Raw genomic sequence first — 23,735 nt, forward strand, 5'->3', positions numbered from 1 at the left:
GGCGTTGTGAATGCGGCTGCTGAAGCCAGGCGTAAAAACCACTGGGATGAACATCCAGCACCCGACAGAGCAGGCGAACAGGCCAGCAACAGGTGTTGTCACGGATAAAGGCGTACCTCAGTCGGACAGCTTTGCGAAGTACGCCGCGGCTTTTTTTAATATGTCCCGTTCATCGGTAACCCGCTTCAGCTCTTTCTGGAGACGGCGGATCTCAGCCTGAGCATCTGACTGTTCTTTATTAGTGGAAGGATCCGGACCGTACTTCTTTATCCAGGCGTAAAGGCTGTGGGTGGTGATATCAAGGCGTGTTGCAACGCTGGAAACAGAATAACCACGATCAACAACCTGTTTGACCGCTTCAGTTTTGAATTCTTCGGGATAACGTTTACCGCTCATGGGCACCTCTCTTTTAAGTCATCTTAAATGACTCTGAGGTGTCTGTTAAACCCGTGGCGATTCAAATATTCTAAAAATTACACCTCCGCCATCGGGGCAACCGGTAGATTCAGCAGAAGAAAATAGCTTACCGGAACTTCATTAATAATTATTAATCCCCAATAAATCCCTGACCTGCACGCTTATAATTAGCTTGCTATTATTTAACCGTGCTCGGTCAGAATGGTTGCGAAAATGAGTGCACAAGCCGAATTATTAAATGACGTCCCTGAGAATTACGCTCGTCCTAATTCTCAACATCACGACCCACGTAGCCATAATGACGATCCGTTATTAGATAGCTTACTGATTCTGTGTTCTCTGCACGGAAAACCGGCGAGTCGTTCAACATTAAGCAGTGGCCTGCCATTAGAAAACGATCGGCTCACGCTGAATATATTTCCACGCGCTGCGGCAAGGGCCGGTTTAAAGGCGCGAGTCGTCACGCGCACGCTCGATAAAATTCCAGCGATGTCTCTGCCAGCGGTCTTGTTATTGAACTCTGGGGGAACCGGGGTGTTGCTGGCCTGGAACGATGACGGCAGCGCCCGCTTTATGCCCAGCGAAAGCGAAGGTGGAGAAATTTGCGTTGATGCCGCCACGCTTGAGCAAAACTATGCGGGCAAAGTTATTTTTGCGCATCCGCGCCACGAATTCGATTTGCAGGCCGAGGCCTTTCTACCGCGTACCAAATCCTGGTTTAAAGACACGCTGAAGCTGTCGCGTTTTCTGTATATGGATGCGGTGTTGGCCAGCCTGCTGATCAACCTGATTGCGCTCGGCACACCGCTCTTTACCATGAATGTGTATGACCGCGTCGTGCCAAACCAGGCAACGGTCACATTATGGGTGCTGGCAGTCGGCATCTGCCTGGCCTTTATATTTGATCTGATTTTAAAAATGCTGCGCGGTATCTGCCTTGATATTGCAGGTAAGAAAAGCGATCTCATCATCTCTTCGACCCTGTTTGAGCGCATTATCGGCATGGAGATGAAAGAGCGTCCGGCACGCGTGGGCAGCTTTGCGCAAAACATTCACGAGTTTCAGTCGCTGCGTGATTTCCTCTCATCACTCACTCTGACGACAATTATCGATCTGCCCTTCACCCTGCTGCTGTTGATCGTCATCGGCATTATCGGCGGCGCGCTGGCCTGGATCCCCGTGCTGACGCTACCGATTGCCCTGCTGTGCAGTTGGGCACTACAAAAGCCGGTCAACGCCGCGGTGGCAAAAACCATGAGCCTCGCCAGCGAACGCCAGGCGCTACTGATTGAAACCCTGAGCAGTCTGGATGCCATCAAAGTGAATAATGCCCAGAGCGAACGCCAGTTCCAGTGGGAACAAACGCTGGGTAGCCTGAGCCGTCTCGAACTGCGGGTAAAAACCTTGTCCAGCCTGGCGAGCAATCTCACCGGCTGGTTCCAGCAAATTTCAGGCGTGGTGATGATCATCGTCGGGGTGTACATGATTATCGACGGCAAACTGAGTATGGGTGGCTTGATCGCCTGCTACATGCTTAACGGTCGGGCCTTGATGCCGCTGGGTCAGCTCACCGGCCTTATCGCCCGCTATCAGCAGGCGAAGCTGACCATCAAAAACACTGAGAAAATGATGTCGCTGACGCAGGAGCGCCGTGCGGATGAAAATCCACTCAAGCGTGAACAGTTACAGGGCAGCATTGAATTTCGCGATGTGGATTTCAGCTATCCGGAGCAACAAAACCTGTCGCTGCACAAAATTAATCTGACAGTTCAACCCGGTGAACGCATCGGCATTATCGGGCGCAGCGGTTCCGGTAAAAGTTCGCTGAGTAAACTTATCGTCAATTTATACCAGCCGAGCGCCGGGAACCTGCTGATCGACGGTATCGACTCTCGTCAGCTGGATGTGAACGATTTGCGCCACAGCATCGGCTACGTGCCGCAGGACATCCAGCTATTCAATGGCACACTGCGCGATAACCTGCTGTGCGGGGCTCGTTATGTCGATGACGAAACCATGCTGCGAGCGGCAGAACTGGCGGGCGTCAACGAATTCGCACGCCTGCATCCCGACGGCTATAACCTGCAGGTCGGCGAACGCGGCTCCCAGCTTTCCGGTGGGCAACGGCAGGCGGTGGCGCTCGCGCGCGCACTGTTGCTTGATCCCCCTCTCCTGCTACTGGATGAACCCACCAGTTCGATGGACAACACCAGCGAAGAGAAGATCAAACACGCGCTGGCCCCCTGTATCGCGGGAAAAACGTTATTACTGGTCACACACCGCGCTTCCATGCTGTCGCTGGTTGACCGTCTGATTATTGTTGATAAAGGTCGCATCATCGCAGACGGTCCGAAAGGGGTAGTGATGGATGCGTTGAAAAAGGGGCAAATTAATGCGTCTCGCTGATCTCCTGACTCGTGCCCGCAGCTATATGCAGCACTATTTTCGCGGTCGTGATGAAAATCAAACTGACAGTATTAATGAGGTTAGCCAGGCCATAATTGATGACGCCCCAAGAGTGATACGACTGACGCTGTGGGTGATCCTCGCGCTGGTGCTGCTGTCCTTCATCTGGGCTGGTTTTGCAAAAATTGATGAAGTGACACGCGGTGAAGGCAAAGCGATCCCTTCATCAAAACTGCAAAAAATCCAGAACCTGGAAGGGGGGATTGTTACCGAGCTATATGTGCATGAAGGGCAAATCGTTAACGCCGGAACCCCATTACTGCACCTCGATGACACGCGCTTCGCCTCCAACGTTGGCGAAACTGAAGCCGACAAACTCGGTCTGCGCGCCAAGGTAGAACGCCTGACGGCGGAAGTTGAAAACCGGGACTTTGTGATTTCACCCGAGATAGCCAGCCAGGCGCCGGATGTCGCCCGGGGAGAAACCGAGCTGTACAACAGCCGCCGGGAACAATTTCACAACGAAATTTCCGGGCTTGAAGAACAACTGGTGCAGAAAAAACAGGAGCTGCGCGACTTTGAGTCAAAGGAGGATCAGTTTAAGCACAGCCTCGGGTTAATCCGTCAGGAAATCAAAATGTCCGAGCCGCTGCTCGCTTCAGGTGCCATTTCAAAAGTCGAACTGCTGCGCCTGCGTCGTACCGAAGTGGAAACCGCCGGGCAGCTCAATTCTATTAGCCTGTCGCTGCCCAAGGCCACGTCAGAAATTAAAGAGATTGAGAATAAAATCGGTGAAAGCCGTGGCCGTTTCCAGAGCGATGCGCTGGCCCAACTCAATGAAGCTCGCACCAATCTGAGTAAAACCCAGGCAAGCGTTAAAGCACTGGAGGATCGGGTGAACCGTACCATGGTCACCTCACCGGTGCGGGGTATCGTCCAGCAGGTGATGGTGAATACTATCGGCGGCGTCATTCAACCGGGCAGCGATCTAGTGGAAATCGTTCCGCTGGATGACAAACTGTTAATCGAAGCCAAAATCCAGCCGCGCGATATCGCCTTCCTCCATCCGGGTCAACATGCGATGGTGAAATTTACCGCTTACGATTACACCATCTATGGCGGTCTGCAAGGCGAAGTAGTGCAGATAAGCCCGGACACCGTTACCGATAAGCAGGGCCGCAGCTTTTATATTGTGCGTTTGCAAACGGACAAAAATTACCTGGGAACAAAAGAGCATCCGATGCTGATCATTCCCGGCATGGTGGCGAGCGTCGATATTCTCACCGGCAAGAAAACGATTCTGAGCTACCTGTTAAAACCGATTATTCGCGCACGCGCGGAAGCACTCAGAGAACGTTGATCGGTTGCGCTCCCTTTCATTATTGCCAGGGAGCGCATGAGTTTATAACGGCGTGCAAAAGGAGAGCTTTCCACGATTCAGGATGATTTTCCCGTCGTTAACCAGTTCCTGTAACACCTTATGGATGGCGCTGCGTGAAATATGGTTACGGGTCAGAATAAAAGTATACACGGATGTTTTCTCACGTACCCCAGGCTCCATCGCCCAGATATATTTCACGTGTTCAATAATCTGCTCACGTATAGTGCGGTGCGACTGCAACGCCTCACGCTGGAAATAACGTTGAAGGTGATGCGTTAAGATATCAAACGCCTGCTTCCACAAGTTTTTAGCAGTAAACAGGAGATCGGCATTTTGGACGCTCATCGCCCACATTTCACAATCGGTATCACAACGTAAATAGTGACCAGCCACTTCCGTACGCATTTGTGGCAGGCCGAGAATAGCAGGTGCAGAAATACTCACGGTCACTAAATCGTTTTCCACACGATAAACAGAGACAGTCCCTTTCTCCAGAAATAGAATATGTCCATCGGTCTTCAAATCAATACGCTGACGTTTTTTACGTAACGATAGCCAGGCATTATCCGACTTCTTCATTTCATCGCCAACGAGCACTACAGCATTTTCAATTTCTTTCTGGAACATGGGACTCTCTACCGCAAATTATGGCTTAGTCAAAAAGATGGTTAAATTTACTCAGCACTAAAAATAAATGTCAGCTCGCAAACAAGCTGACATTTATTCCCATCTACATCTACCACCGGCATTCCCTGGTGCCATTGACGTGTTAAGGTTCATGCTGTTTTCGCGTGGTGGTGCCAGGCAGTATATGGCGCTGTCCATAAAGAATTAATGGCAATCATCTTTGTCGACATTTTTTCATCTTTCTGTTCTTTGCAGAGTAGCCAAAAAGATACAATTAATTGATTTTAATGGGTTTTATTTTCATTAAAAAGTTATCATTCTTGTTATATCATGATACCAAATTGCAACACTTCGCGGTTCTCGCTGTGGAATCAGGTCCATGCTGGTGGTCTTTATAGGCTCAGTGGTATCATGACTAAACAACCACCAGACGCATCATCAAGAGTAGAGACAATATGTCTGAGACTGGCAATGTCAGTTATCTGATTGAAAATAGAATAATATTTACGCCAGCCACACAATGTCTGGCGCGGGTAGATCACCCCAATCAGCGGATAAAACTCAAACACTCAGCGTCGTTATGTCTTTTATTACTTATTCAACATCGCGGGCAAGTGGTTTCTCAAAACGAATTACTGGAATTCGGTTGGGGTAAAAATCACCGCCAGGTGAGTTTCAACGCCTTTTATCAAAGCATTCTCTCGTTGCGTAAAAGCTTGCAGCAGCTGGAGCTTGAACAACCGCTGATCACAACGATCCCCCGCAAAGGGCTGATCATTCAAGAAGAGTTTGATATTCAGGTCATTGAAACACCGGAGGAGAACTCTGCTTCTGCGGAAGAATCCTTAGCGCCAGATGCCACCATTGAGGAATTTTTGGCTGACACACCGCGTCAACCTTTGATAACGGCTGCAGAAACAGTAATGTTGGCACTTACCCTGATAATTTGTGTGCTTATATTATATCCGTGGCAAGCCAGCGATGATTATTTCTCCGGCTATATCACTGCGGATAAAGCACCCACTGACTGTCAGTATTATTTCAATAACGATGCCAGTAATTTCTCCCGGCATACCGCGTTTATCGACAAAAACCCAGGACTGTGTCAGAGCCATAAATTTATCTATATCACGACCTATCCTGAGTCTAAGAAACTGTCCGTGCTGGTGTGTCGCTCACCGATAAAAGCCAGGCAAGAAAATGCCTGTCAGTCGGTATATTATCCACGGTATGATAGCTAATGAACTTATATCCCCGAACGTCCCGCATCCAGACAGGTATTATCCTGCTGCTTTGTTTTGCTGCGCTTATTCTTACTGTCGTCTATCGGTACAGTAAGAACAATGGCGAGTTACATGATCTCACTTGCCGCTCTGCCATCGAAATTGTACGCAATACAAGCTCGTTCCGAGGGATTATTGATATTAAAACCGGGGGCAGTAAAGGTATTGTGAATATTGATGGTATTATCAAAGATGCCGAAAATAATGAGCAAACCGTGCAACGCATGGTACTTTTTACACAATCCAGCTACGGCTCAAGCCCGGTTTGGATTTCACAGAAAATCCAAATTTCCAATCGCGAAACGGCTCCCGCCAGCCTTATTCAGGAACTCCTCCCCGACTTTTTCCTAACCAACACCAGCGTATCCAACGTCGATTTTTTTGCGCTGAACAGCGCGACATACCTGATTACCAAAGAGGGGATCCCCTATCTGTACTGCCAGAATTATGCTTTGCCGGAAAATGAATAATCAATAAGCGTTCTGGCGGCAAAACCTACGGATGAATCTCAGTCGTTGTCGGTGATAAGATAGACCATTCAGGTCGAGCCAACGCTCGTCGTTACTGCCCATCAGGCGGCTTTCGAATGACAAATTTGTGGGTTTATGTGAGTTTCCAGGGGCTCACGTGAGACTGCCCAGGTCCCCAAAAAGATTAAAAAAAGAGCAAAAGCGATATGAAAGAGTCACTTGATACGGACTTCACGAACCACACCCCAATGATGCAGCAGTATCTCAAGCTGAAAGCCCAGCATCCGGAGATACTGTTGTTTTACCGCATGGGCGACTTTTACGAACTGTTTTATGACGATGCGAAACGTGCGTCTCAGTTGCTTGATATCTCCCTGACCAAACGCGGCGCGTCTGCGGGCGAGCCTATCCCGATGGCGGGCATTCCTCACCATGCGGTAGAAAACTACCTCGCTAAGCTGGTCAACCAGGGTGAGTCCGTTGCTATTTGTGAGCAGATTGGCGATCCGGCGACCAGCAAAGGTCCGGTTGAGCGCAAAGTGGTGCGTATCGTCACGCCAGGTACCATTAGTGATGAAGCGCTGTTGCAGGAACGCCAGGACAACCTGCTGGCCGCTATCTGGCAGGACAGTAAAGGTTACGGCTACGCCACGCTGGATATCAGCTCCGGGCGTTTTCGCGTCAGCGAACCTGCCGACCGCGAGACGATGGCTGCAGAATTGCAGCGCACCAATCCCGCTGAACTGCTGTATGCCGAAGATTTCGCTGAAACCTCACTGATTGAGGGACGTCGCGGATTACGTCGTCGTCCACTATGGGAATTTGAAATCGATACTGCTCGCCAGCAGCTAAACCTGCAGTTTGGCACGCGGGATCTGATTGGTTTTGGCGTGGAAAACGCCCCGCGTGGATTATGCGCGGCTGGCTGCCTGCTGCAATACGTAAAAGATACCCAGCGTACCTCGCTGCCGCATATTCGTTCCATCACCATGGAACGTCAGCAGGACAGCATCATTATGGATGCCGCCACGCGCCGCAATCTGGAAATTACCCAGAACCTGGCAGGCGGCTTTGAAAACACGCTGGCTTCGGTACTCGACTGCACCGTGACGCCGATGGGCAGCCGTATGCTCAAGCGCTGGCTGCATATGCCGGTCCGCGACACCAAAGTCCTCACTGAGCGCCAACAGACCATCGGCGCGCTACAGGATTCCACCAGTGAATTGCAACCCGTTCTGCGTCAGGTCGGCGATCTTGAACGTATCCTGGCGCGCCTGGCCCTGCGTACTGCGCGCCCGCGCGATCTGGCCCGTATGCGTCATGCCTTCCAGCAATTACCGGAACTGCGCGCGCAACTGGAAAGCGTAGACAGTGCCCCCGTACAGATGCTGCGCGAGAAAATGGGTGAGTTTGCTGACCTGCGTGAACTGCTGGAACGCGCCGTGGTGGAAGCTCCACCGGTGCTGGTTCGCGACGGTGGCGTCATCGCACCGGGCTATAACGAAGAACTGGACGAGTGGCGAGCGTTGGCTGATGGCGCAACTGACTATCTGGACAGACTGGAAATTCGTGAGCGCGAGCGCACCGGTCTGGATACGCTGAAGGTTGGATTTAACGCCGTTCACGGCTACTACATTCAGATCAGTCGCGGGCAAAGTCATCTGGCGCCGATTAACTATGTGCGTCGCCAGACGCTGAAAAACGCCGAACGCTACATTATTCCGGAGCTGAAAGAGTACGAAGACAAAGTTCTGACATCAAAAGGCAAAGCGCTGGCGCTGGAAAAACAGCTGTACGATGAGCTGTTCGACATGCTGCTGCCGCACCTGGCTGATTTGCAACAAAGCGCCAGCGCGCTGGCAGAACTGGACGTACTGGTCAACCTTGCGGAACGCGCTTATACCCTGAATTACACCTGCCCGACCTTCACCGACAAGCCTGGTATTCGTATTACCGAGGGACGTCATCCGGTGGTTGAACAGGTGCTGACCGAGCCGTTTATCGCCAACCCGCTTAACCTCTCGCCTCAGCGACGGATGCTGATCATCACCGGCCCGAATATGGGGGGTAAAAGTACCTATATGCGCCAGACTGCGTTAATTGCGCTGCTGGCCTACATCGGCAGCTACGTTCCGGCGCAGAAAGTGGAAATAGGCCCGATCGATCGGATCTTTACTCGCGTCGGTGCGGCGGATGATCTGGCCTCCGGTCGTTCTACCTTCATGGTAGAAATGACTGAAACCGCCAACATTCTGCATAATGCCACCGAGAACAGCCTGGTGCTGATGGATGAGATTGGACGCGGCACCTCCACCTACGACGGCCTGTCGCTGGCGTGGGCGTGCGCGGAAAACCTGGCCAATAAAATCAAAGCATTAACCTTGTTTGCCACCCACTATTTCGAACTAACTCAGTTACCGGAGAAAATGGAAGGCGTAGCAAATGTGCATCTGGATGCGTTAGAGCACGGCGATACCATCGCCTTCATGCACAGCGTACAGGATGGTGCGGCAAGCAAGAGCTATGGTCTGGCGGTAGCTGCCCTGGCAGGTGTACCAAAAGAGGTTATTAAACGCGCGCGGCAAAAACTGCGCGAACTGGAAAGCATCGCGCCGAATGTTGCTGCAACTCAGGTCGACGGCACACAGATGTCGCTCCTGTCAGCTCCGGAAGAAACGTCGCCCGCCGTTGAAGCCCTGGAAAACCTCGACCCGGATTCGCTAACGCCTCGTCAGGCGCTGGAGTGGATCTACCGGTTGAAGAGTCTGGTGTAACGCCGTAATGCCCGATAGTGATACGCTTATCGGGCCTGCAAAATATCGCTATATGTAGGCCGGGTAAGGCGAAGCCGCACCCGGCGTGTTGATTAGCGCTTATCTTCTGCCAGCAGCGGTGGAATACTCGGCACCATCGGTGCGTCATCAATATCCTTCTGCGTCATGCGAAACGCTTGCGGGTAGTGCTCGCGGCAGGTACGGCGTAGAGGCTCAGTATCACGCCAGGTGTATAGACAATGCTGGCACTGATATACCGTCCAGACATCTTTTACCGGCGAGTTTGCCATCACTTCAATATGTTCATCGGCACAACGTGGACAAATCATCTGCTACTCCTTATTTACGGTTGGCCAGCATGGCGGTCAGTTTTTCTGCCCAGGCTTTCGTTTCTGGTAAATCGCATACCGGCTGGCTGTAGTGCCCACGGTTATCCGGCGCAACCGGCGTAGTCGCATCAATAATTAACTTGTCGGTAATCCCCGCCGGACTGGAACCCGGATCAAGCTCCAGCACCGACATATTCGGCAATTGCACCAGATCGCCCGCCGGATTGACCTTCGAAGACAGCGCCCACATCACCTGCGGCAGGTTGAACGGATCAACATCCTCATCAACCATAATCACCATTTTCACGTAACCCAGGCCATGCGGCGTCGTCATTGCGCGCAGCCCCACCGCGCGGGCAAAGCCGCCGTAGCGTTTTTTGGTGGAGATAATCGCCAGCAAACCGTGGGTATACATGGCATTCACCGCCTGCACTTCCGGAAATTCGGCTTTCAGCTGTTGATAAAGCGGTACGCAGGTTGCCGGACCCATCAGGTAGTCAATCTCCGTCCACGGCATCCCCAAATATAACGATTCAAAAATCGGTTTGGTGCGATAAGAGACTTTATCGATACGCACGACCGTCATATTACGTCCACCGGAATAGTGCCCGGTAAACTCGCCAAACGGCCCTTCGATTTCACGCTTACGGCTTTCAATGACCCCTTCGAGGATCACTTCTGAACCCCATGGCACGTCGAAGCCGGTGAGCGGCGCGGTAGCGATCGGATACGGACTTTCACGCAGCGCTCCCGCCATTTCGTATTCCGACTGATCGTACTTCAGCGGCGTGGCCCCCATCAGGGTGATGATGGGATCGTTACCCAGCGTGATGGCAATCGGCAGATCTTCACCGCGCTCTTCGGCTTTATGCAGGTGCAGCGCGATATCATGCATCGGTACCGGCTGCAGGCCAAGCTTGCGTTTGCCCTTCACTTCCATACGATAAATGCCGACATTCTGTTTACCGAAGTTGTCCGGATCCAGCGGATCGCGCGACACCACGCAGGCTTTATCAAGATAGAAACCGCCGTCGCCATCGTTCAGGCGAAACAGCGGCAGAATATCAAACAGGTTGATCTCATCACCATCAACACAGTTTTCAGCCCATGCCGGATTGGCGCGACGCTCCGGCGTAACCGGAAATTTATCCCAACGGCGAATAAACTCATCAATCTGTTTTTTCACCGGGGTATTTGGCGGCAGGCCTAAAGAGATGGCGTGATTCTGCCACGAACCAATAGTGTTCATCGCCACGCGGGCATCGGTAAAACCACGAATATTGTCAAACCACAGCGCTGGCGCACCATCACCAATGCGTCCGGTCGCATTGGCTGCCGCAGCCAGATCCGGCTCGGCGTTAACTTCTTCACTGATTTTCAGCAATTGCCCCTGGTCATCCAGCGCTTGTAAAAAGCTGCGCAAATCATCAAATGCCATTATTCATTCTCCTGTGAAAAATTCTGCGCCTGCCGTAAACCCTGCCAGCGACGGGCGTTTGGATGCTCCAGACCAAACTGATCGAGCACACGCGCAACGATATGCTGAGTAATGTCATCGACCGTTTGCGGGTGGTTGTAAAACGCGGGCATCGGCGGGACCATCGCCACGCCCATGCGGGAAAGCGCGAGCATGTTTTCCAGATGAATCGTGCTCAGCGGCATTTCACGCGGTACCAGAACCAGCTTGCGCCCTTCTTTCAGCACCACATCAGCAGCGCGACCCACCAGCCCTTCCGCGTAGCCTGCACGAATACCGGCCAAGGTTTTCATACTGCAGGGGATAATGATCATGCCGTCAGTGCGAAACGATCCAGAGGAGATGGTCGCCGCCTGATCCGCCGGGTTGTGGCAATAATCGGCCAACGCAGACACATCACGGACGCTGTGCGGCGTTTCCAGTTCAATAGTGGTTTTGGCCCACTTTGACAGCACCAGATGGGTTTCCACTTCGGGCATTTCCCGCAACGCCTGCAATAGCGACACGCCAAGCGGTGCGCCGGTTGCCCCGGTCATTCCGACAATTAATCTCATTTAGTTTCTCAATTTTTGTTCGTGTACGAACATTTTGATTAAAATACTCTCACATAACATTTCGGGCAAGGCCATCGCGCACAGATCGCTAAAGCCGCAATTGTTAAAAAAAGATGCGTAACCCGCTATGATAGAGACTGACAGGAATTCCGGAGCGCTCATGCCGTTACGAAATAAAGCATTTCACCTTTTACGTCAGCTCTTCCAGCAGCATACGTCCCGCTGGCAACATGAATTACCGGACCTGACCAAACCGCAGTATGCAGTGATGCGTGCCATTGCCGAGCATCCCGGCATTGAGCAGGTCGCCCTGACCGAAGCCGCAGTCTGTACCAAGGCAACGCTTGCGGAAATGCTAAGCCGAATGGAAAAACGGGAGCTGGTCAGGCGTGAACATGACCCGGCAGATAAGCGTCGGCGGTTTGTTTATTTGACCGCACAAGGAGAAGAATTACTGGCCAGCGCAACTCCGTTAGGCGATAGCGTGGATGATGAGTTTCTGGGGCGATTATCTGATGAAGAACGTGAGCAGTTCACACGTCTGGTGCGTAAGATGATGAACTAATCTGCCGGATGGCGACATAAATGTCTTATCCGGCCTACAAAGTCCTGCTCCCCGTAGGCCTGATAAACGCAGTGCCATCAGGCAACAAACATAGAAAAAGGCCAGTCTCAATGAGACTGGCCTTTCTTGATAGAACTTGTGCTTACTCGCGGAAAAGCGCTTCGATATTCAGTCCCTGAGTCTGCAGAATTTCACGCAGACGACGCAGACCTTCAACCTGAATCTGGCGAACACGTTCACGGGTGAGACCAATTTCACGGCCCACATCTTCCAGTGTCGCAGCTTCGTACCCCAGCAGACCAAAACGACGTGCCAGCACTTCACGCTGTTTGGCGTTCAGTTCGAACAGCCATTTGACGATGCTCTGTTTCATATCATCGTCTTGCGTGGTGTCTTCCGGGCCGTTTTCCTTTTCATCGGCCAGAATATCCAGCAACGCTTTTTCGGAATCGCCACCCAGCGGGGTGTCTACCGAGGTAATACGCTCGTTGAGTCGGAGCATACGGCTGACGTCATCAACCGGTTTATCCAGTTGTTCAGCAATCTCTTCTGCGCTCGGTTCGTGGTCCAGTTTATGCGACAACTCACGCGCGGTACGCAGATAGACGTTCAGCTCTTTTACAATGTGAATTGGCAGTCGGATCGTACGGGTTTGGTTCATAATCGCCCGTTCGATCGTCTGGCGGATCCACCAGGTTGCGTATGTTGAGAAGCGGAACCCGCGTTCCGGGTCAAACTTCTCGACTGCACGGATCAGTCCCAGATTGCCCTCTTCAATCAGGTCCAGCAATGCCAGACCACGATTGCCATAACGACGAGCAATTTTCACCACCAGACGCAGGTTACTTTCAATCATGCGACGGCGGGATGCGACATCCCCACGCAGTGCGCGACGCGCAAAATAAACTTCTTCTTCGGCTGTTAACAGTGGTGAATAACCAATCTCACCAAGGTAAAGCTGAGTCGCGTCCAACACACGCTGTGTGGCCCCCTGCGATAACAGCTCTTCTTCAGCCAGGTCGTTATCACTGGGTTCCTCTTCACTCAAGGCTTTTTCATCAAAAGCCTCTACTCCGTTCTCATCAAATTCCGCATCTTCATTTAAATCATGAACTTTCAGCGTATTCTGACTCATAAAGGTGGCTCCTACCCGTGATCCCTAACGGAACTAGCACGTGAAAGCCTGGTTCCGCCGAATTATCGCTGCGGTAAATAGCGCAGCGGGTTTACGGATTTCCCCTTGTAACGAATTTCAAAATGCAAGCGTGTTGAACTGGTTCCGGTGCTACCCATGGTAGCTATTTTCTGCCCCGCCTTGATTTCTTGTTGTTCCCGGACCAGCATTGTATCGTTATGGGCGTAGGCACTCAGGTAATCATCGTTATGTTTGATGATAATAAGATTACCGTAACCGCGCAGTGCGTTACCGGCATATACGACGCGTCCATCTGCGGTCGCGACAATAGCCTGTCCTTTACTGCCTGCAATATCGATCCCTTTATTGCCACCTTCAGTAGCCGCAAAGTTTTCGATTACTTTGCCGTCAGTCGGCCAGCGCCAGGTAGAGATTGGCGAGCTGGTTGACGTTGAGCTTGCAGTTGATTCGGTTGCGCTAACTGCTGGAGCCGTTACAGGCGCTGTGACAACGGTCCCAGCAGGCTTGTTGTTCGGCAACATTTTATTAGCACTTTGTTCACCTGAATCCTCAGAATACGTAATTGTTGGTTTCGAAGCAACAGCAACGGTGGAATTTTGTGCAGGGTTGGTCACAACTCCTTGCTGTGCTGCATCCGCCTGGGTAATAGCATTACCACCAGTAATCGGTGTACCCGACGCGTTGCCCACTTGCAGAGTTTGACCGACATTCAGGCCATACGGGGCCGGAACGTTATTGCGTTGTGCGAGATCACGGAAATCGTTCCCGGTAATCCAGGCAATATAGAAAAGGGTATCGCCTTTCTTAACAGTATAGGTACTGCCGCCCGTATAGCTACCTTTCGGAATGTTCCCATACTTACGGTTGTACACAATACGACCGTTTTCCATCTGCACAGGCTGTTCCGCGACAGGCTGGATCTGTGTTGACTGTGTGGTCGGACGCTGCACCGGCTGGATCTGTGGCGTTTGCTGTACTGTCGACGTCGAGCCCATTTTTGGTGGAGGCGTAATCAGCATGCCGGAATTGGTGTTCGTTGATGCACTGCCACCAACCGAGTTGACCGGCGCTGGTGGATTCGAGGTATTTGAACAACCTGCCAGCCATAATGAAACCAGTGACAATGCCGCAATGCGGCGAACGGTAAATTTGTGGCTTCCCGCGCTCATTTATCCCCCAGGAAAATTTGGTTAAAACCAGTGACGTAATCACCGTGCAAGGCATCGGACTGGGCACTGGAAACGTGACCACGATACGCTTACTAATTCCAGAATATCCAGGAAAACTCCAGGTATTCAGAGCCTGTATCTACGCAAGCTCCCCTTTTACTAAGGGAACGAAACGTACGGCCTCCACGGTATCGATAATAAATTCGCCTCCCCGACGACGCACCCGTTTCAGAAACTGGTGCTCGTCGCCCACGGGTAAGACGAGAATGCCGCCTTCATCCAACTGCATCATCAATGCGGTTGGGATCTCAGGCGGCGCTGCCGTAACAATGATAGCGTCAAACGGGGCTCGCGCTTGCCAGCCCTGCCATCCATCACCATGACGGGTAGAAACATTATGTAAATCAAGCTGTTTAAGTCGACGACGCGCCTGCCACTGCAAACCTTTAATGCGCTCAACAGAGCATACATGGTGCACCAGGTGTGCCAGAATCGCCGTTTGGTAACCAGAGCCGGTACCAATTTCCAGCACCCGGGACTGCGGCGTTAACTCAAGCAGCTCAGTCATCCGCGCAACCATATAGGGCTGTGAAATCGTCTGCCCCTGACCAATCGGCAGAGCAATATTGTCCCAGGCCTTATGTTCAAACGCCTCATCAATGAATTTTTCACGCGGCACGGCGGCAAGTGCATCGAGAACAAGCTCATCTCTGATGCCCTGCGCACGTAATTGTTCAAGAAGAGTGTGTACGCGTCTGCTTACCATTGCGTGTCGGCTCCCACGCTGTCTAACCAGTCAGAAACAACTTCATGCGCGCCGTAGGCGGTTAAATCGACATGCAGCGGCGTAATGGAAACATAGCCTTCATCGACGGCGGCAAAATCTGTATCCGGTCCGGCGTCGCACTTTTCGCCCGGCGGCCCGATCCAGTACAGCGTATTACCGCGCGGGTCCTGCTGTGGGATCACCTGATCCGCAGGATGGCGGCTACCGCAGCGGGTGACGCGGATACCTTTAATCTGATCCAGCGGTAAATCCGGCACGTTGATATTCAAAATTCGCCCGGTGCGCAGCGGTTCACGACTCAGCGCCCGTAAGATACGGCAGGTTACTGCGGCAGCAGTATCGTAGTGTTTATGCCCATCAAGTGAGACCGCCAACGCAGGAAAGCCCAGGTGACGACCTTCCATCGCCGCCGCAACGGTACCGGAATAGATAACATCATCGCCCAGATTAGGACCTGCGTTAATACCAGACACGACAATGTCCGGACGCGGACGCATTAATGCGTTCACGCCCAGATAGACGCAATCGGTAGGTGTACCCATTTGTACGGCGATATCACCGTTATCATAGGTGAACGTGCGAAGTGAGGATTCCAGCGTCAGCGAGTTAGACGCGCCACTGCGGTTACGATCCGGGGCAACCACCTGTACGTCAGCAAACTCACGCAGTGCTTTCGCCAGCGTTTGTATACCGGGTGCGTGGACCCCATCATCGTTACTCAGCAATATACGCATAATCACCCATTGTGTTAATAAGTTCCCTTACAACACTGGTGGCGAAGCTACCTGCCGGTAGCCAGAAACGTAACTCAACGGTTACGTCATCCCACCAGTTCCAGCTTAATTGTTGTGGATACAGCAACATAGCACGACGCGATGCGTCGACTTTCTCGCGCAATAATAGCGACTGCAGCACGGTTTCATCAGCAATAGCGGCTTCTTCAAACGCCAGCGCGTCGCGCTGAGTTCCCCACTCACCGCTGCCCGGTAATGCCGCTGTAATCATCAATTCTTTATCATCGACGCGACGCTGTAATTCGGTTTGTTCTTCCTGCGTGGCGACAAACCAACTTCCGCGTCCCGACAATTGTAGCGCATCGCCGTCAACAACTTGATTAAAGTCTGTTTTTTTCAAGCGTTCACTGACTATCTGATTAAACAACGCGCTACGGGCCGCCGACAACCAAAAACTGCGCTTATTGCGATCGCGCACCGGCGCATCGCTTTGCGCCCAACGCAGCGCCCCTTGCAGGTTGCTGCCGCCAATACCAAAACGCTGAGCGCCAAAATAGTTCGGTACGCCGCGCTCGCTAATCGCCTGCAAACGCGCTTCAACGTCCTCTCGCTGGCTCACTTCACGCAGCACCAGCGTAAATTCGTTACCTTTCAACGCCCCTAAACGCAGCTTACGCTTGTGGCGCGCGTACTCCAGCACTTTACAGCCTTCGAGTTCAAATTTGCTTAAATCAGGCATTGCATTGCCCGGCACGCGCGCGCACAGCCACTGTTCCGTGACTGCATGCTTGTCTTTCTGGCCAGCAAAGCTCACTTCACGGGCGTGAATTTTCAGGAACTTCGCCAGCGCGTCAGCCACAAAACGGGTATTACAGCCGTTTTTCAGGATACGCACCAAAATGTGCTCGCCTTCGCCATCCGGTTCGAAGCCTAAATCTTCGACGACGACAAAGTCTTCCGGATTCGCTTTCAGAACGCCATGGCCTTGTGGTTTGCCATGGAGATACGTCAGATCTTCAAACGCAGTCATTTCGTTGCCTTAATGAGTAACGCCACCGCTTCACAGGCAATCCCTTCCCCACGCCCGGTAAAACCGAGTTTTTCCGTGGTGGTCGCTTTCACGTTAACATCATCCATATGGCAGCCGAGATCTTCGGCAATAAACACGCGCATTTGCGGAATGTGCGGCAGCATCTTCGGCGCCTGAGCAATAATCGTCACATCCACATTACCAAGCGTATAGCCTTTGGCCTGAATACGCCGCCAGGCTTCACGCAATAATTCACGACTATCTGCACCTTTAAAGGCCGGGTCGGTGTCCGGGAAGAGTTTACCGATATCCCCCAGCGCAGCCGCGCCCAGCAGAGCATCGGTTAACGCGTGTAACGCCACGTCGCCATCAGAATGCGCCAGCAATCCTTTTTCATACGGGATGCGCACACCACCAATGATAATTGGGCCAACTCCGCCAAAAGCGTGTACGTCGAAACCGTGTCCAATTCGCATTATGCCTTCTCCTGATATACACAACATCCTCCAGGCAGCCTGAAGAATGATGTATCTAGATAGTTCGGGTCAGATAAAATTCCGCCAGCGCCAGGTCTTCCGGGCGGGTGACTTTGATGTTGTCAGCGCGTCCTTCGACCAGCAGCGGATGAAAACCGCAATATTCCAGCGCCGAGGCTTCGTCCGTAATGGTTGCGCCTTCGTTTAGCGCACGGGTCAGACAGTCATGCAACAGCTCGCGAGGGAAAAACTGCGGCGTCAACGCATGCCATAAATCGGTGCGATCGACCGTATGTGCGATGTCTGTTCGGCCCGGCTCCGCGCGTTTCATCGTGTCGCGCACCGGCGCAGCAAGGATCCCGCCGATGCGGCTGGTTTCACTTATTGCCAGCAAACGAGATAAATCTTCCTGATGCAGGCACGGACGCGCGGCATCATGCACCAGTACCCAACTGGCCTCACCTGCGGCTTGCAAACCGGCCAGGACAGAATCGGCACGCTCGTTGCCACCATCCACCACGGTAATTTGCGGGTACGCTGCGAGTGGAAGTTGGGCAAAGCGACTGTCGCCTGGGCTAATAGCGATGACGACTCGCGTCACCCGGGGATGAGCCAGCAGCGCATCAACCGAGTGTTCGAGAATGGTTTTATTGCCAATAGAGAGGTACTGCTTAGGACACTCTGTTTGCATTCGGCGGCCAAACCCGGCAGCCGGCACCACGGCGCAAACGTCCATTAAAGTGGCTGCCATGTTAAATCCCTGGACGGTTTATCGATTGTTTTGCCCTGCAGTCTGAGCGCGTTTAGACGCGTCAGGCACCAGACGATAAAAGGTTTCGCCTGGCTTAGTCATACTGAGTTCGTTACGCGCGCGCTCTTCGATAGCCTCTTGCCCGCCATTGAGATCGTCAATTTCGGCAAAAAGCTGATCGTTACGCGCTTTCAGTTTCGCGTTTGTAGCTTGCTGCGCCGCAACATCATCGTTGACGCGACTATAGTCATGTATGCCGTTCTTACCGAACCACAGCGAATACTGTAGCCAGACTAATAAAGCCAGCAACAGCAACGTAAGTTTACCCATCCTGCCCCCTGAAAAACGGCATCAACATCCCATAAACTCCGCTGACAACTTTACATCAACGGACGGGAATGCCGCGACAACGCGGGCAAATGTACCACATTTGCTCGTTGTTACGTATACCCCGTGTAAGGAGAACATAATCTCATTGTTGGTTACGGTTTGAATTATGGCCAGACAGTGAACAACAGCGGCGATCGCGTGAAAGGACGTATGCCTAACCCAGTAGCCACAGAAACAGTGCGCCAAACATTGCGCCAACCACCAGCAGGGTACAGGCAATACTCAGCAGCAATCTCCCCTTCAATAGCGAATGCAGGGCAATACCCGCGACAATCGCCACGGGCAACAACGCGAGGAAAAAGGGCCAGGTATAGAGGAAGAAAAACAGTGTGTTAGGGCCATACATCAGACACGGGAATCCCAGCGCCAGCAACCACGCGATAAAACCGACCACGGCTCCTGGGAGTGACCAGGTAGTTTCGTCGTCGGCAGCGAAGGTATCTGACTCTGTAATAGTAATGTTATGGCTGTTACGCATATCTAATCCTGTGACTGTGACTGACCGGGCATGCAAGCTCGGGTGTCTCAGGATCTGATAATATCTTCCTGCCTCAGCAGGTCTAATAATTGAGGAACCAAATTTGTTACCAATTGTTCACCATCAAGATGAATCTCTGGCGATTCAGGCGCTTCGTAAACCGAGTCAATTCCGGTGAAATTACGCAATTCCCCCGCTCGCGCTTTTTTATACAGCCCTTTTGGATCGCGTGCTTCACACGTTGCTAATGGCGTATCGACAAAAACCTCAATAAAACGCCCTTCGCCCACGCGCTCGCGAACCATTTTTCGCTCGGCGCGATGTGGAGAGATAAACGCAGTCAACACCACCAGGCCGGCGTCTACCATTAGATTAGCCACTTCACCAACCCGACGAATATTCTCCTTGCGATCGGCATCGCTAAACCCAAGATCGCTGCACAGACCGTGACGCACGTTATCGCCATCCAGCAGATAGGTGCTCACCCCTAGCTTATGCAGCGCCTCTTCCAGCGCCCCTGCTACCGTGGATTTACCAGAACCTGACAGCCCGGTAAACCACAGCACAACACCACGATGACCGTGGCGTTGTTCCCGCTGTTGCGGTGTAACAGGATGGGCATGCCAGACGACGTTTTCGTCATGCAGCGCCATTATTTTCCTCCCAGCAGATCGCGCGCACCCCAGTGTGGGAAGTGGCGACGCACCAGTGCATTAAGCTCCAGCTCAAACGCGCTGAACTGAGAAGCTGTGGCAAGCTCCTGGACGATTGGTTCACGCACCAGCCCCGCGCCAACGGTAACGTTAGTCAGGCGATCAATGAAAATCAGCCCACCCGTAACCGGATTCTGCTGATAGGTATCCAGCACCAGCGGCTCATCAAAAGTCAGATTAACCAGACCGATGCCGTTCAGCGGTAGCGCTTCAACGTCACGCTGGGTCAGGTTGTTTATATCGACCTGATACTGCACGCTATCAATGCGTGCACGGGTCTTCTTGCCTGCCACTTTGATGTCGTAGCTCTGCCCTGGCGACAACGGTTGTTCCGCCATCCACACCACATCAACGGCAGCGCTTTGTACTGTCGGCAGCGTTTCACCGGCATCCAGTAACAGGTCACCCCGGCTGATATCGATCTCATCTTTCAGCACCAGGGTAATCGCTTCACCTGCATGCGCTTCCTGTAAATCGCCATCAAAGGTCACAATCCGCGCCACGCTCGACTCAACGCCGGACGGCAGCACTTTGACGCGCTGCCCGACCTTCACGCTACCAGAGGCCAGCGTTCCGGCATAACCACGGAAATCCAGATTCGGTCGGTTCACATACTGCACCGGGAAGCGCATCGGCTGAGTATCAACAATGCGCTGGATCTCAACGGTTTCCAGCACTTCCAGCAGCGTCGGACCGCTGTACCACGGCATACTGGCGCTTTGCGAAGCCACGTTATCGCCTTCCAGTGCAGAGAGCGGCACAAACCGGATATCCAGGTTGCCCGGCAGTTGTTCAGCAAAAGTAAGATAGTCTTCGCGAATGCGGTTAAATGTCTCTTCGCTAAAGTCCACCAGATCCATTTTGTTGATCGCCACCACCAGGTGTTTGATCCCAAGCAGCGTGGAGATAAAGCTATGACGACGAGTCTGATCCAGCACGCCTTTACGCGCATCGATCAATAGGATCGCCAGATCGCAGGTCGATGCACCGGTCGCCATATTACGGGTGTACTGCTCATGTCCGGGAGTGTCCGCAATAATAAATTTACGCTTCTCGGTAGAGAAATAACGGTACGCCACGTCGATGGTGATGCCCTGCTCGCGCTCGGCCTGCAAGCCGTCAACCAATAACGCCAGGTCAAGCTTTTCGCCCTGAGTACCGTGACGTTTACTGTCGTTGTGCAGCGATGAAAGCTGATCTTCATAAATCTGACGCGTGTCGTGCAGCAGACGGCCAATCAGGGTACTTTTCCCGTCATCCACGCTACCGCAGGTTAAAAAACGCAGCAGACTTTTGTGTTGCTGGGCAACCATCCAGGCTTCAACGCCGCCTTCATTAGCAATTTGTTGTGCAAGTGTCGTGTTCATGGCGGCTCCTTAGAAATACCCCTGACGTTTCTTCAGCTCCATGGAGCCCGCCTGGTCGCGGTCAATCACGCGGCCCTGACGTTCACTGGTGGTTGAGACCAGCATCTCTTCGATAATTTCCGGCAGCGTCTGCGCATTCGACTCCACCGCGCCTGTCAGCGGCCAGCAGCCGAGCGTACGGAAACGCACCATGCGTTTTTTAATCACTTCCCCGGGCTGCAGATCGATTCTGTCGTCATCAATCATCATCAGCATGCCGTCGCGTTCCAGCACCGGACGCTCCGCCGCCAGATACAGCGGCACGATGTCGATATTTTCCAGCCAGATGTATTGCCAGATATCCTGTTCAGTCCAGTTAGAGAGCGGGAAGACGCGAATGCTTTCGCCTTTGTTAATCTGCCCGTTGTAGTTATGCCACAGCTCCGGGCGCTGGTTTTTCGGGTCCCAGCGATGAAAACGATCGCGGAAAGAGTAAATGCGCTCTTTGGCACGTGATTTCTCTTCGTCACGACGAGCACCACCAAACGCGGCATCGAAACCGTATTTATTCAGTGCCTGCTTCAGCCCTTCGGTTTTCATAATGTCGGTATGCTTGGCGCTGCCGTGGACGAACGGGTTGATGCCCATCGCCACCCCTTCCGGGTTTTTATGCACCAGCAGTTCACAGCCGTAGGCTTTCGCCGTGCGGTCACGAAACTCGTACATTTCGCTGAATTTCCAGCCGGTATCAACGTGCAGCAATGGGAACGGCAGCGTGCCCGGATAAAACGCTTTACGCGCCAGATGCAGCATTACGCTGGAATCTTTGCCGATGGAATACATCATCACCGGATTAGAAAACTCGGCGGCCACCTCACGAATGATATGGATGCTCTCCGCTTCCAGTTGCCGCAGGTGGGTAAGTCGTTTTTGATCCATAACCGTTCCTATGTAATGCCGTTATTTTGCTAACGATGCTCAGATAACCTGACTATAGGGAGGGCAAGAGGGCGAATGAAATTACGAATTGGAATGAGTAGTTCCTCAAAGGAATAACGATCCGGAAAAGCAAATATCAAAAAGTGCTTAAGCTACCGGAATTCGGGCATTTAGGAGCAAATGAAATTGTTTTACCTCGATCACGGTTTCATACTAGCGGCTGAAAATTTCTGCTTGGTATTCAGAGCCTATCCCATTAGGCGTACATTGTTGCTGTCAGTTTGGATACGGACAGCGCGGAACAACCGGAGCGTACATGCAGTACGTTAGGATTGTGAGCACTGCCCGGATTCAAAATGACAAATAAAATAGCCAAATGGGATAGGCTCTTAAGGACTCATTATGTTTCTCGCATCGCGCCACCTGACTACCGCCATGGCGCTCGGCGCGTGCTTCATCCTTCCTGCACAGGCAACATCTTCCAAACCTGGAGATATCGCAAATACCCAGGCTCGATATATCGCAACGTTTTTCCCAGGCCGCGTGACGGGATCTCCGGCAGAAATGTTGTCTGCTGATTATATACGTCAACAATTTCAGCAGATGGGCTATAGCAGCGATATTCGGACGTTTAACAGCCGTTATGTTTATACCGCCAAAGATAACCGTAAAAACTGGCATAACGTAACGGGAAGCACCGTTATTGCAGCACATGAAGGTAAAGCACCGCAGCAGATTATTATTATGGCGCACCTCGACACCTACGCCGCACAAAGCGACGCCGATTCAGATGCCAATCTGGGTGGATTAACCCTGCAAGGGATCGATGACAACGCCGCAGGTGTTGGTGTGATGCTGGAACTGGCGGAAAAACTCAAAAACGTGCCGACGCAGTACGGTATTCGATTTATCGCCACCAGCGGTGAGGAAGAAGGCAAACTGGGCGCGGAGAACATCCTGAAGCGAATGAGCGCCGCCGAGAAGAAAAACACACTGCTGGTTATCAACCTCGATAACCTGATTGTCGGTGATAAGCTCTATTTCAATAGCGGTAAGAAAACCCCGGAAGCGGTACGAAAACTGACGCGCGACCGGGCACTAGCTATCGCGCACAGCCGCGGTATCGTTGCCAGCACCAATCCAGGTCTGAACAAAGACTATCCGAAAGGCACTGGATGTTGTAACGATGCAGAGGTCTTCGACAACGCGGGGATTGCCGTTCTCTCCGTTGAAGCGACCAACTGGAACCTGGGCAAGAAAGATGGCTATCAGCAGCGCGCCAAAAGCGCCTCATTCCCGGCAGGCAACAGCTGGCACGATGTGCGACTGGATAACCAGCAGCATATCGATAAAGCGTTACCGGGCCGGATAGAGCACCGTAGCCGCGACGTGGTACGCATTATGCTGCCACTGGTAAAAGAACTGGCAAAAGCGGGTAAATCCTGAAGAAGGGATCCGGTAGGATGTAAATCTTACCGGCCCC

Annotated in this window: 23 protein-coding genes and 1 pseudogene; 7 read left to right on the top strand and 17 right to left on the bottom strand. The window is 52.4% G+C overall.

The genetic code is table 11. The annotated features are described in order from the left end of the window. A pseudogene (locus OGY18_RS11895) lies at nt 1-396 on the bottom strand (transposase); the annotation flags it as partial. Nucleotides 397-630: 234 nt separating this feature from the next. On the opposite strand from OGY18_RS11895, the gene OGY18_RS11900 reads away from it, so the two are divergent. Both OGY18_RS11900 and OGY18_RS11905 read left to right on the top strand, forming a co-directional pair. Further along, the gene (locus OGY18_RS11900; RefSeq protein WP_286553110.1) at nt 631-2,823 is read left to right on the top strand and encodes a type I secretion system permease/ATPase; all 2,193 of its coding nucleotides are present in this window, start codon (nt 631-633) and stop codon (nt 2,821-2,823) included. After that, nucleotides 2,810-4,183: an HlyD family type I secretion periplasmic adaptor subunit gene (locus tag OGY18_RS11905; RefSeq protein WP_149384692.1), complete on the top strand. Its 1,374-nt coding sequence runs from the start codon at nt 2,810-2,812 to the stop codon at nt 4,181-4,183. The genes OGY18_RS11900 and OGY18_RS11905 overlap by 14 nt, the downstream gene beginning before the upstream one ends. A gap of 42 nt (nt 4,184-4,225) precedes the next feature. Here the strand turns inward: OGY18_RS11905 and OGY18_RS11910 are convergent, their stop codons facing one another. After that, nucleotides 4,226-4,831: a helix-turn-helix domain-containing protein gene (locus tag OGY18_RS11910; RefSeq protein ID WP_071687043.1), complete on the bottom strand. Its 606-nt coding sequence runs from the start codon at nt 4,829-4,831 to the stop codon at nt 4,226-4,228. A 455-nt stretch (nt 4,832-5,286) separates the two neighbouring features. Here OGY18_RS11910 and OGY18_RS11915 point away from each other — a divergent pair, with 455 nt between their 5' ends. The 3 genes from OGY18_RS11915 (at nt 5,287) to mutS (ending at nt 9,358) form a co-directional block, all read left to right on the top strand. Beyond that, on the top strand, nt 5,287-6,072 hold the full coding sequence (locus OGY18_RS11915; RefSeq protein ID WP_003825821.1) for a winged helix-turn-helix domain-containing protein: 786 nt from the start codon (nt 5,287-5,289) through the stop codon (nt 6,070-6,072). Further along, complete coding sequence (locus OGY18_RS11920) at nt 6,072-6,584, top strand: YqeJ family protein (RefSeq protein WP_003825820.1); 513 nt, start codon at nt 6,072-6,074, stop codon at nt 6,582-6,584. The genes OGY18_RS11915 and OGY18_RS11920 overlap by 1 nt, the downstream gene beginning before the upstream one ends. Before the next feature lie 206 nt (nt 6,585-6,790). Further along, nucleotides 6,791-9,358 (top strand): DNA mismatch repair protein MutS, encoded by a 2,568-nt coding sequence (gene mutS / locus OGY18_RS11925; protein ID WP_148361533.1) that lies wholly within the window; start codon nt 6,791-6,793, stop codon nt 9,356-9,358. A 92-nt stretch (nt 9,359-9,450) separates the two neighbouring features. Here mutS and OGY18_RS11930 read toward each other — a convergent pair whose 3' ends face one another. Genes OGY18_RS11930 through OGY18_RS11940 form a run of 3 tightly spaced genes read right to left on the bottom strand, consistent with a single transcriptional unit; the run spans nt 9,451 to nt 11,718 of the window. Continuing rightward, nucleotides 9,451-9,687 carry a non-oxidative hydroxyarylic acid decarboxylases subunit D gene (locus tag OGY18_RS11930; RefSeq protein ID WP_126956672.1) on the bottom strand — a complete coding sequence of 79 codons (237 nt, stop codon included), beginning with the start codon at nt 9,685-9,687 and terminating at the stop codon, nt 9,451-9,453. Between the two features lie 10 nt (nt 9,688-9,697). After that, complete coding sequence (locus OGY18_RS11935; RefSeq protein WP_003825816.1) at nt 9,698-11,125, bottom strand: non-oxidative hydroxyarylic acid decarboxylases subunit C; 1,428 nt, start codon at nt 11,123-11,125, stop codon at nt 9,698-9,700. Further along, complete coding sequence (locus OGY18_RS11940) at nt 11,125-11,718, bottom strand: non-oxidative hydroxyarylic acid decarboxylases subunit B (RefSeq protein WP_149281301.1); 594 nt, start codon at nt 11,716-11,718, stop codon at nt 11,125-11,127. Before OGY18_RS11940 ends, OGY18_RS11935 begins: the two co-directional genes overlap by 1 nt. 160 nt (nt 11,719-11,878) lie before the next feature. Here OGY18_RS11940 and OGY18_RS11945 point away from each other — a divergent pair, with 160 nt between their 5' ends. Beyond that, on the top strand, nt 11,879-12,283 hold the full coding sequence (locus OGY18_RS11945) for a MarR family winged helix-turn-helix transcriptional regulator (protein WP_191236041.1): 405 nt from the start codon (nt 11,879-11,881) through the stop codon (nt 12,281-12,283). A 142-nt stretch (nt 12,284-12,425) separates the two neighbouring features. Here OGY18_RS11945 and rpoS read toward each other — a convergent pair whose 3' ends face one another. The 12 genes from rpoS to cysD all read right to left on the bottom strand — a co-directional run bounded on the left by rpoS (nt 12,426) and on the right by cysD (nt 22,252). Continuing rightward, complete coding sequence (rpoS, locus tag OGY18_RS11950) at nt 12,426-13,418, bottom strand: RNA polymerase sigma factor RpoS (RefSeq protein WP_000081498.1); 993 nt, start codon at nt 13,416-13,418, stop codon at nt 12,426-12,428. A 62-nt stretch (nt 13,419-13,480) separates the two neighbouring features. Further along, on the bottom strand, nt 13,481-14,563 hold the full coding sequence (gene nlpD / locus OGY18_RS11955) for a murein hydrolase activator NlpD (protein WP_223240872.1): 1,083 nt from the start codon (nt 14,561-14,563) through the stop codon (nt 13,481-13,483). Nucleotides 14,564-14,747: 184 nt separating this feature from the next. Further along, nucleotides 14,748-15,374: a protein-L-isoaspartate(D-aspartate) O-methyltransferase gene (locus tag OGY18_RS11960; RefSeq protein WP_003034172.1), complete on the bottom strand. Its 627-nt coding sequence runs from the start codon at nt 15,372-15,374 to the stop codon at nt 14,748-14,750. Beyond that, the gene (gene surE / locus OGY18_RS11965) at nt 15,368-16,129 is read right to left on the bottom strand and encodes a 5'/3'-nucleotidase SurE (protein WP_003825728.1); all 762 of its coding nucleotides are present in this window, start codon (nt 16,127-16,129) and stop codon (nt 15,368-15,370) included. Before surE ends, OGY18_RS11960 begins: the two co-directional genes overlap by 7 nt. Then, nucleotides 16,110-17,159, bottom strand: coding sequence for a tRNA pseudouridine(13) synthase TruD (gene truD, locus OGY18_RS11970; protein ID WP_126317487.1), 1,050 nt, complete (start codon nt 17,157-17,159; stop codon nt 16,110-16,112). Before truD ends, surE begins: the two co-directional genes overlap by 20 nt. After that, nucleotides 17,156-17,635: a 2-C-methyl-D-erythritol 2,4-cyclodiphosphate synthase gene (gene ispF / locus OGY18_RS11975; protein ID WP_003034167.1), complete on the bottom strand. Its 480-nt coding sequence runs from the start codon at nt 17,633-17,635 to the stop codon at nt 17,156-17,158. The genes truD and ispF overlap by 4 nt, the downstream gene beginning before the upstream one ends. A gap of 55 nt (nt 17,636-17,690) precedes the next feature. Continuing rightward, nucleotides 17,691-18,386, bottom strand: coding sequence for a 2-C-methyl-D-erythritol 4-phosphate cytidylyltransferase (gene ispD / locus OGY18_RS11980; RefSeq protein ID WP_286553119.1), 696 nt, complete (start codon nt 18,384-18,386; stop codon nt 17,691-17,693). 18 nt (nt 18,387-18,404) lie between these two features. Beyond that, the gene (gene ftsB / locus OGY18_RS11985; protein WP_003034163.1) at nt 18,405-18,716 is read right to left on the bottom strand and encodes a cell division protein FtsB; all 312 of its coding nucleotides are present in this window, start codon (nt 18,714-18,716) and stop codon (nt 18,405-18,407) included. A gap of 214 nt (nt 18,717-18,930) precedes the next feature. Continuing rightward, a complete protein-coding gene (locus OGY18_RS11990; RefSeq protein ID WP_003825718.1) occupies nt 18,931-19,254 on the bottom strand; it encodes a DUF3561 family protein in 324 nt (107 codons plus the stop codon). Between the two features lie 47 nt (nt 19,255-19,301). Further along, a complete protein-coding gene (gene cysC, locus OGY18_RS11995) occupies nt 19,302-19,907 on the bottom strand; it encodes an adenylyl-sulfate kinase (protein ID WP_003034157.1) in 606 nt (201 codons plus the stop codon). Next, nucleotides 19,907-21,334, bottom strand: coding sequence for a sulfate adenylyltransferase subunit CysN (gene cysN / locus OGY18_RS12000; RefSeq protein WP_166465434.1), 1,428 nt, complete (start codon nt 21,332-21,334; stop codon nt 19,907-19,909). The genes cysC and cysN overlap by 1 nt, the downstream gene beginning before the upstream one ends. A gap of 9 nt (nt 21,335-21,343) precedes the next feature. Further along, nucleotides 21,344-22,252: a sulfate adenylyltransferase subunit CysD gene (gene cysD, locus OGY18_RS12005; protein ID WP_003034152.1), complete on the bottom strand. Its 909-nt coding sequence runs from the start codon at nt 22,250-22,252 to the stop codon at nt 21,344-21,346. Nucleotides 22,253-22,654: 402 nt separating this feature from the next. On the opposite strand from cysD, the gene OGY18_RS12010 reads away from it, so the two are divergent. Next, nucleotides 22,655-23,698 (top strand): aminopeptidase, encoded by a 1,044-nt coding sequence (locus tag OGY18_RS12010; RefSeq protein WP_286553122.1) that lies wholly within the window; start codon nt 22,655-22,657, stop codon nt 23,696-23,698. Nucleotides 23,699-23,735 lie beyond the last annotated feature (37 nt).

The organism is Citrobacter sp. Cpo142, from assembly GCF_030332425.1.
GTDB classification, from domain to species: domain Bacteria; phylum Pseudomonadota; class Gammaproteobacteria; order Enterobacterales; family Enterobacteriaceae; genus Citrobacter; species Citrobacter portucalensis.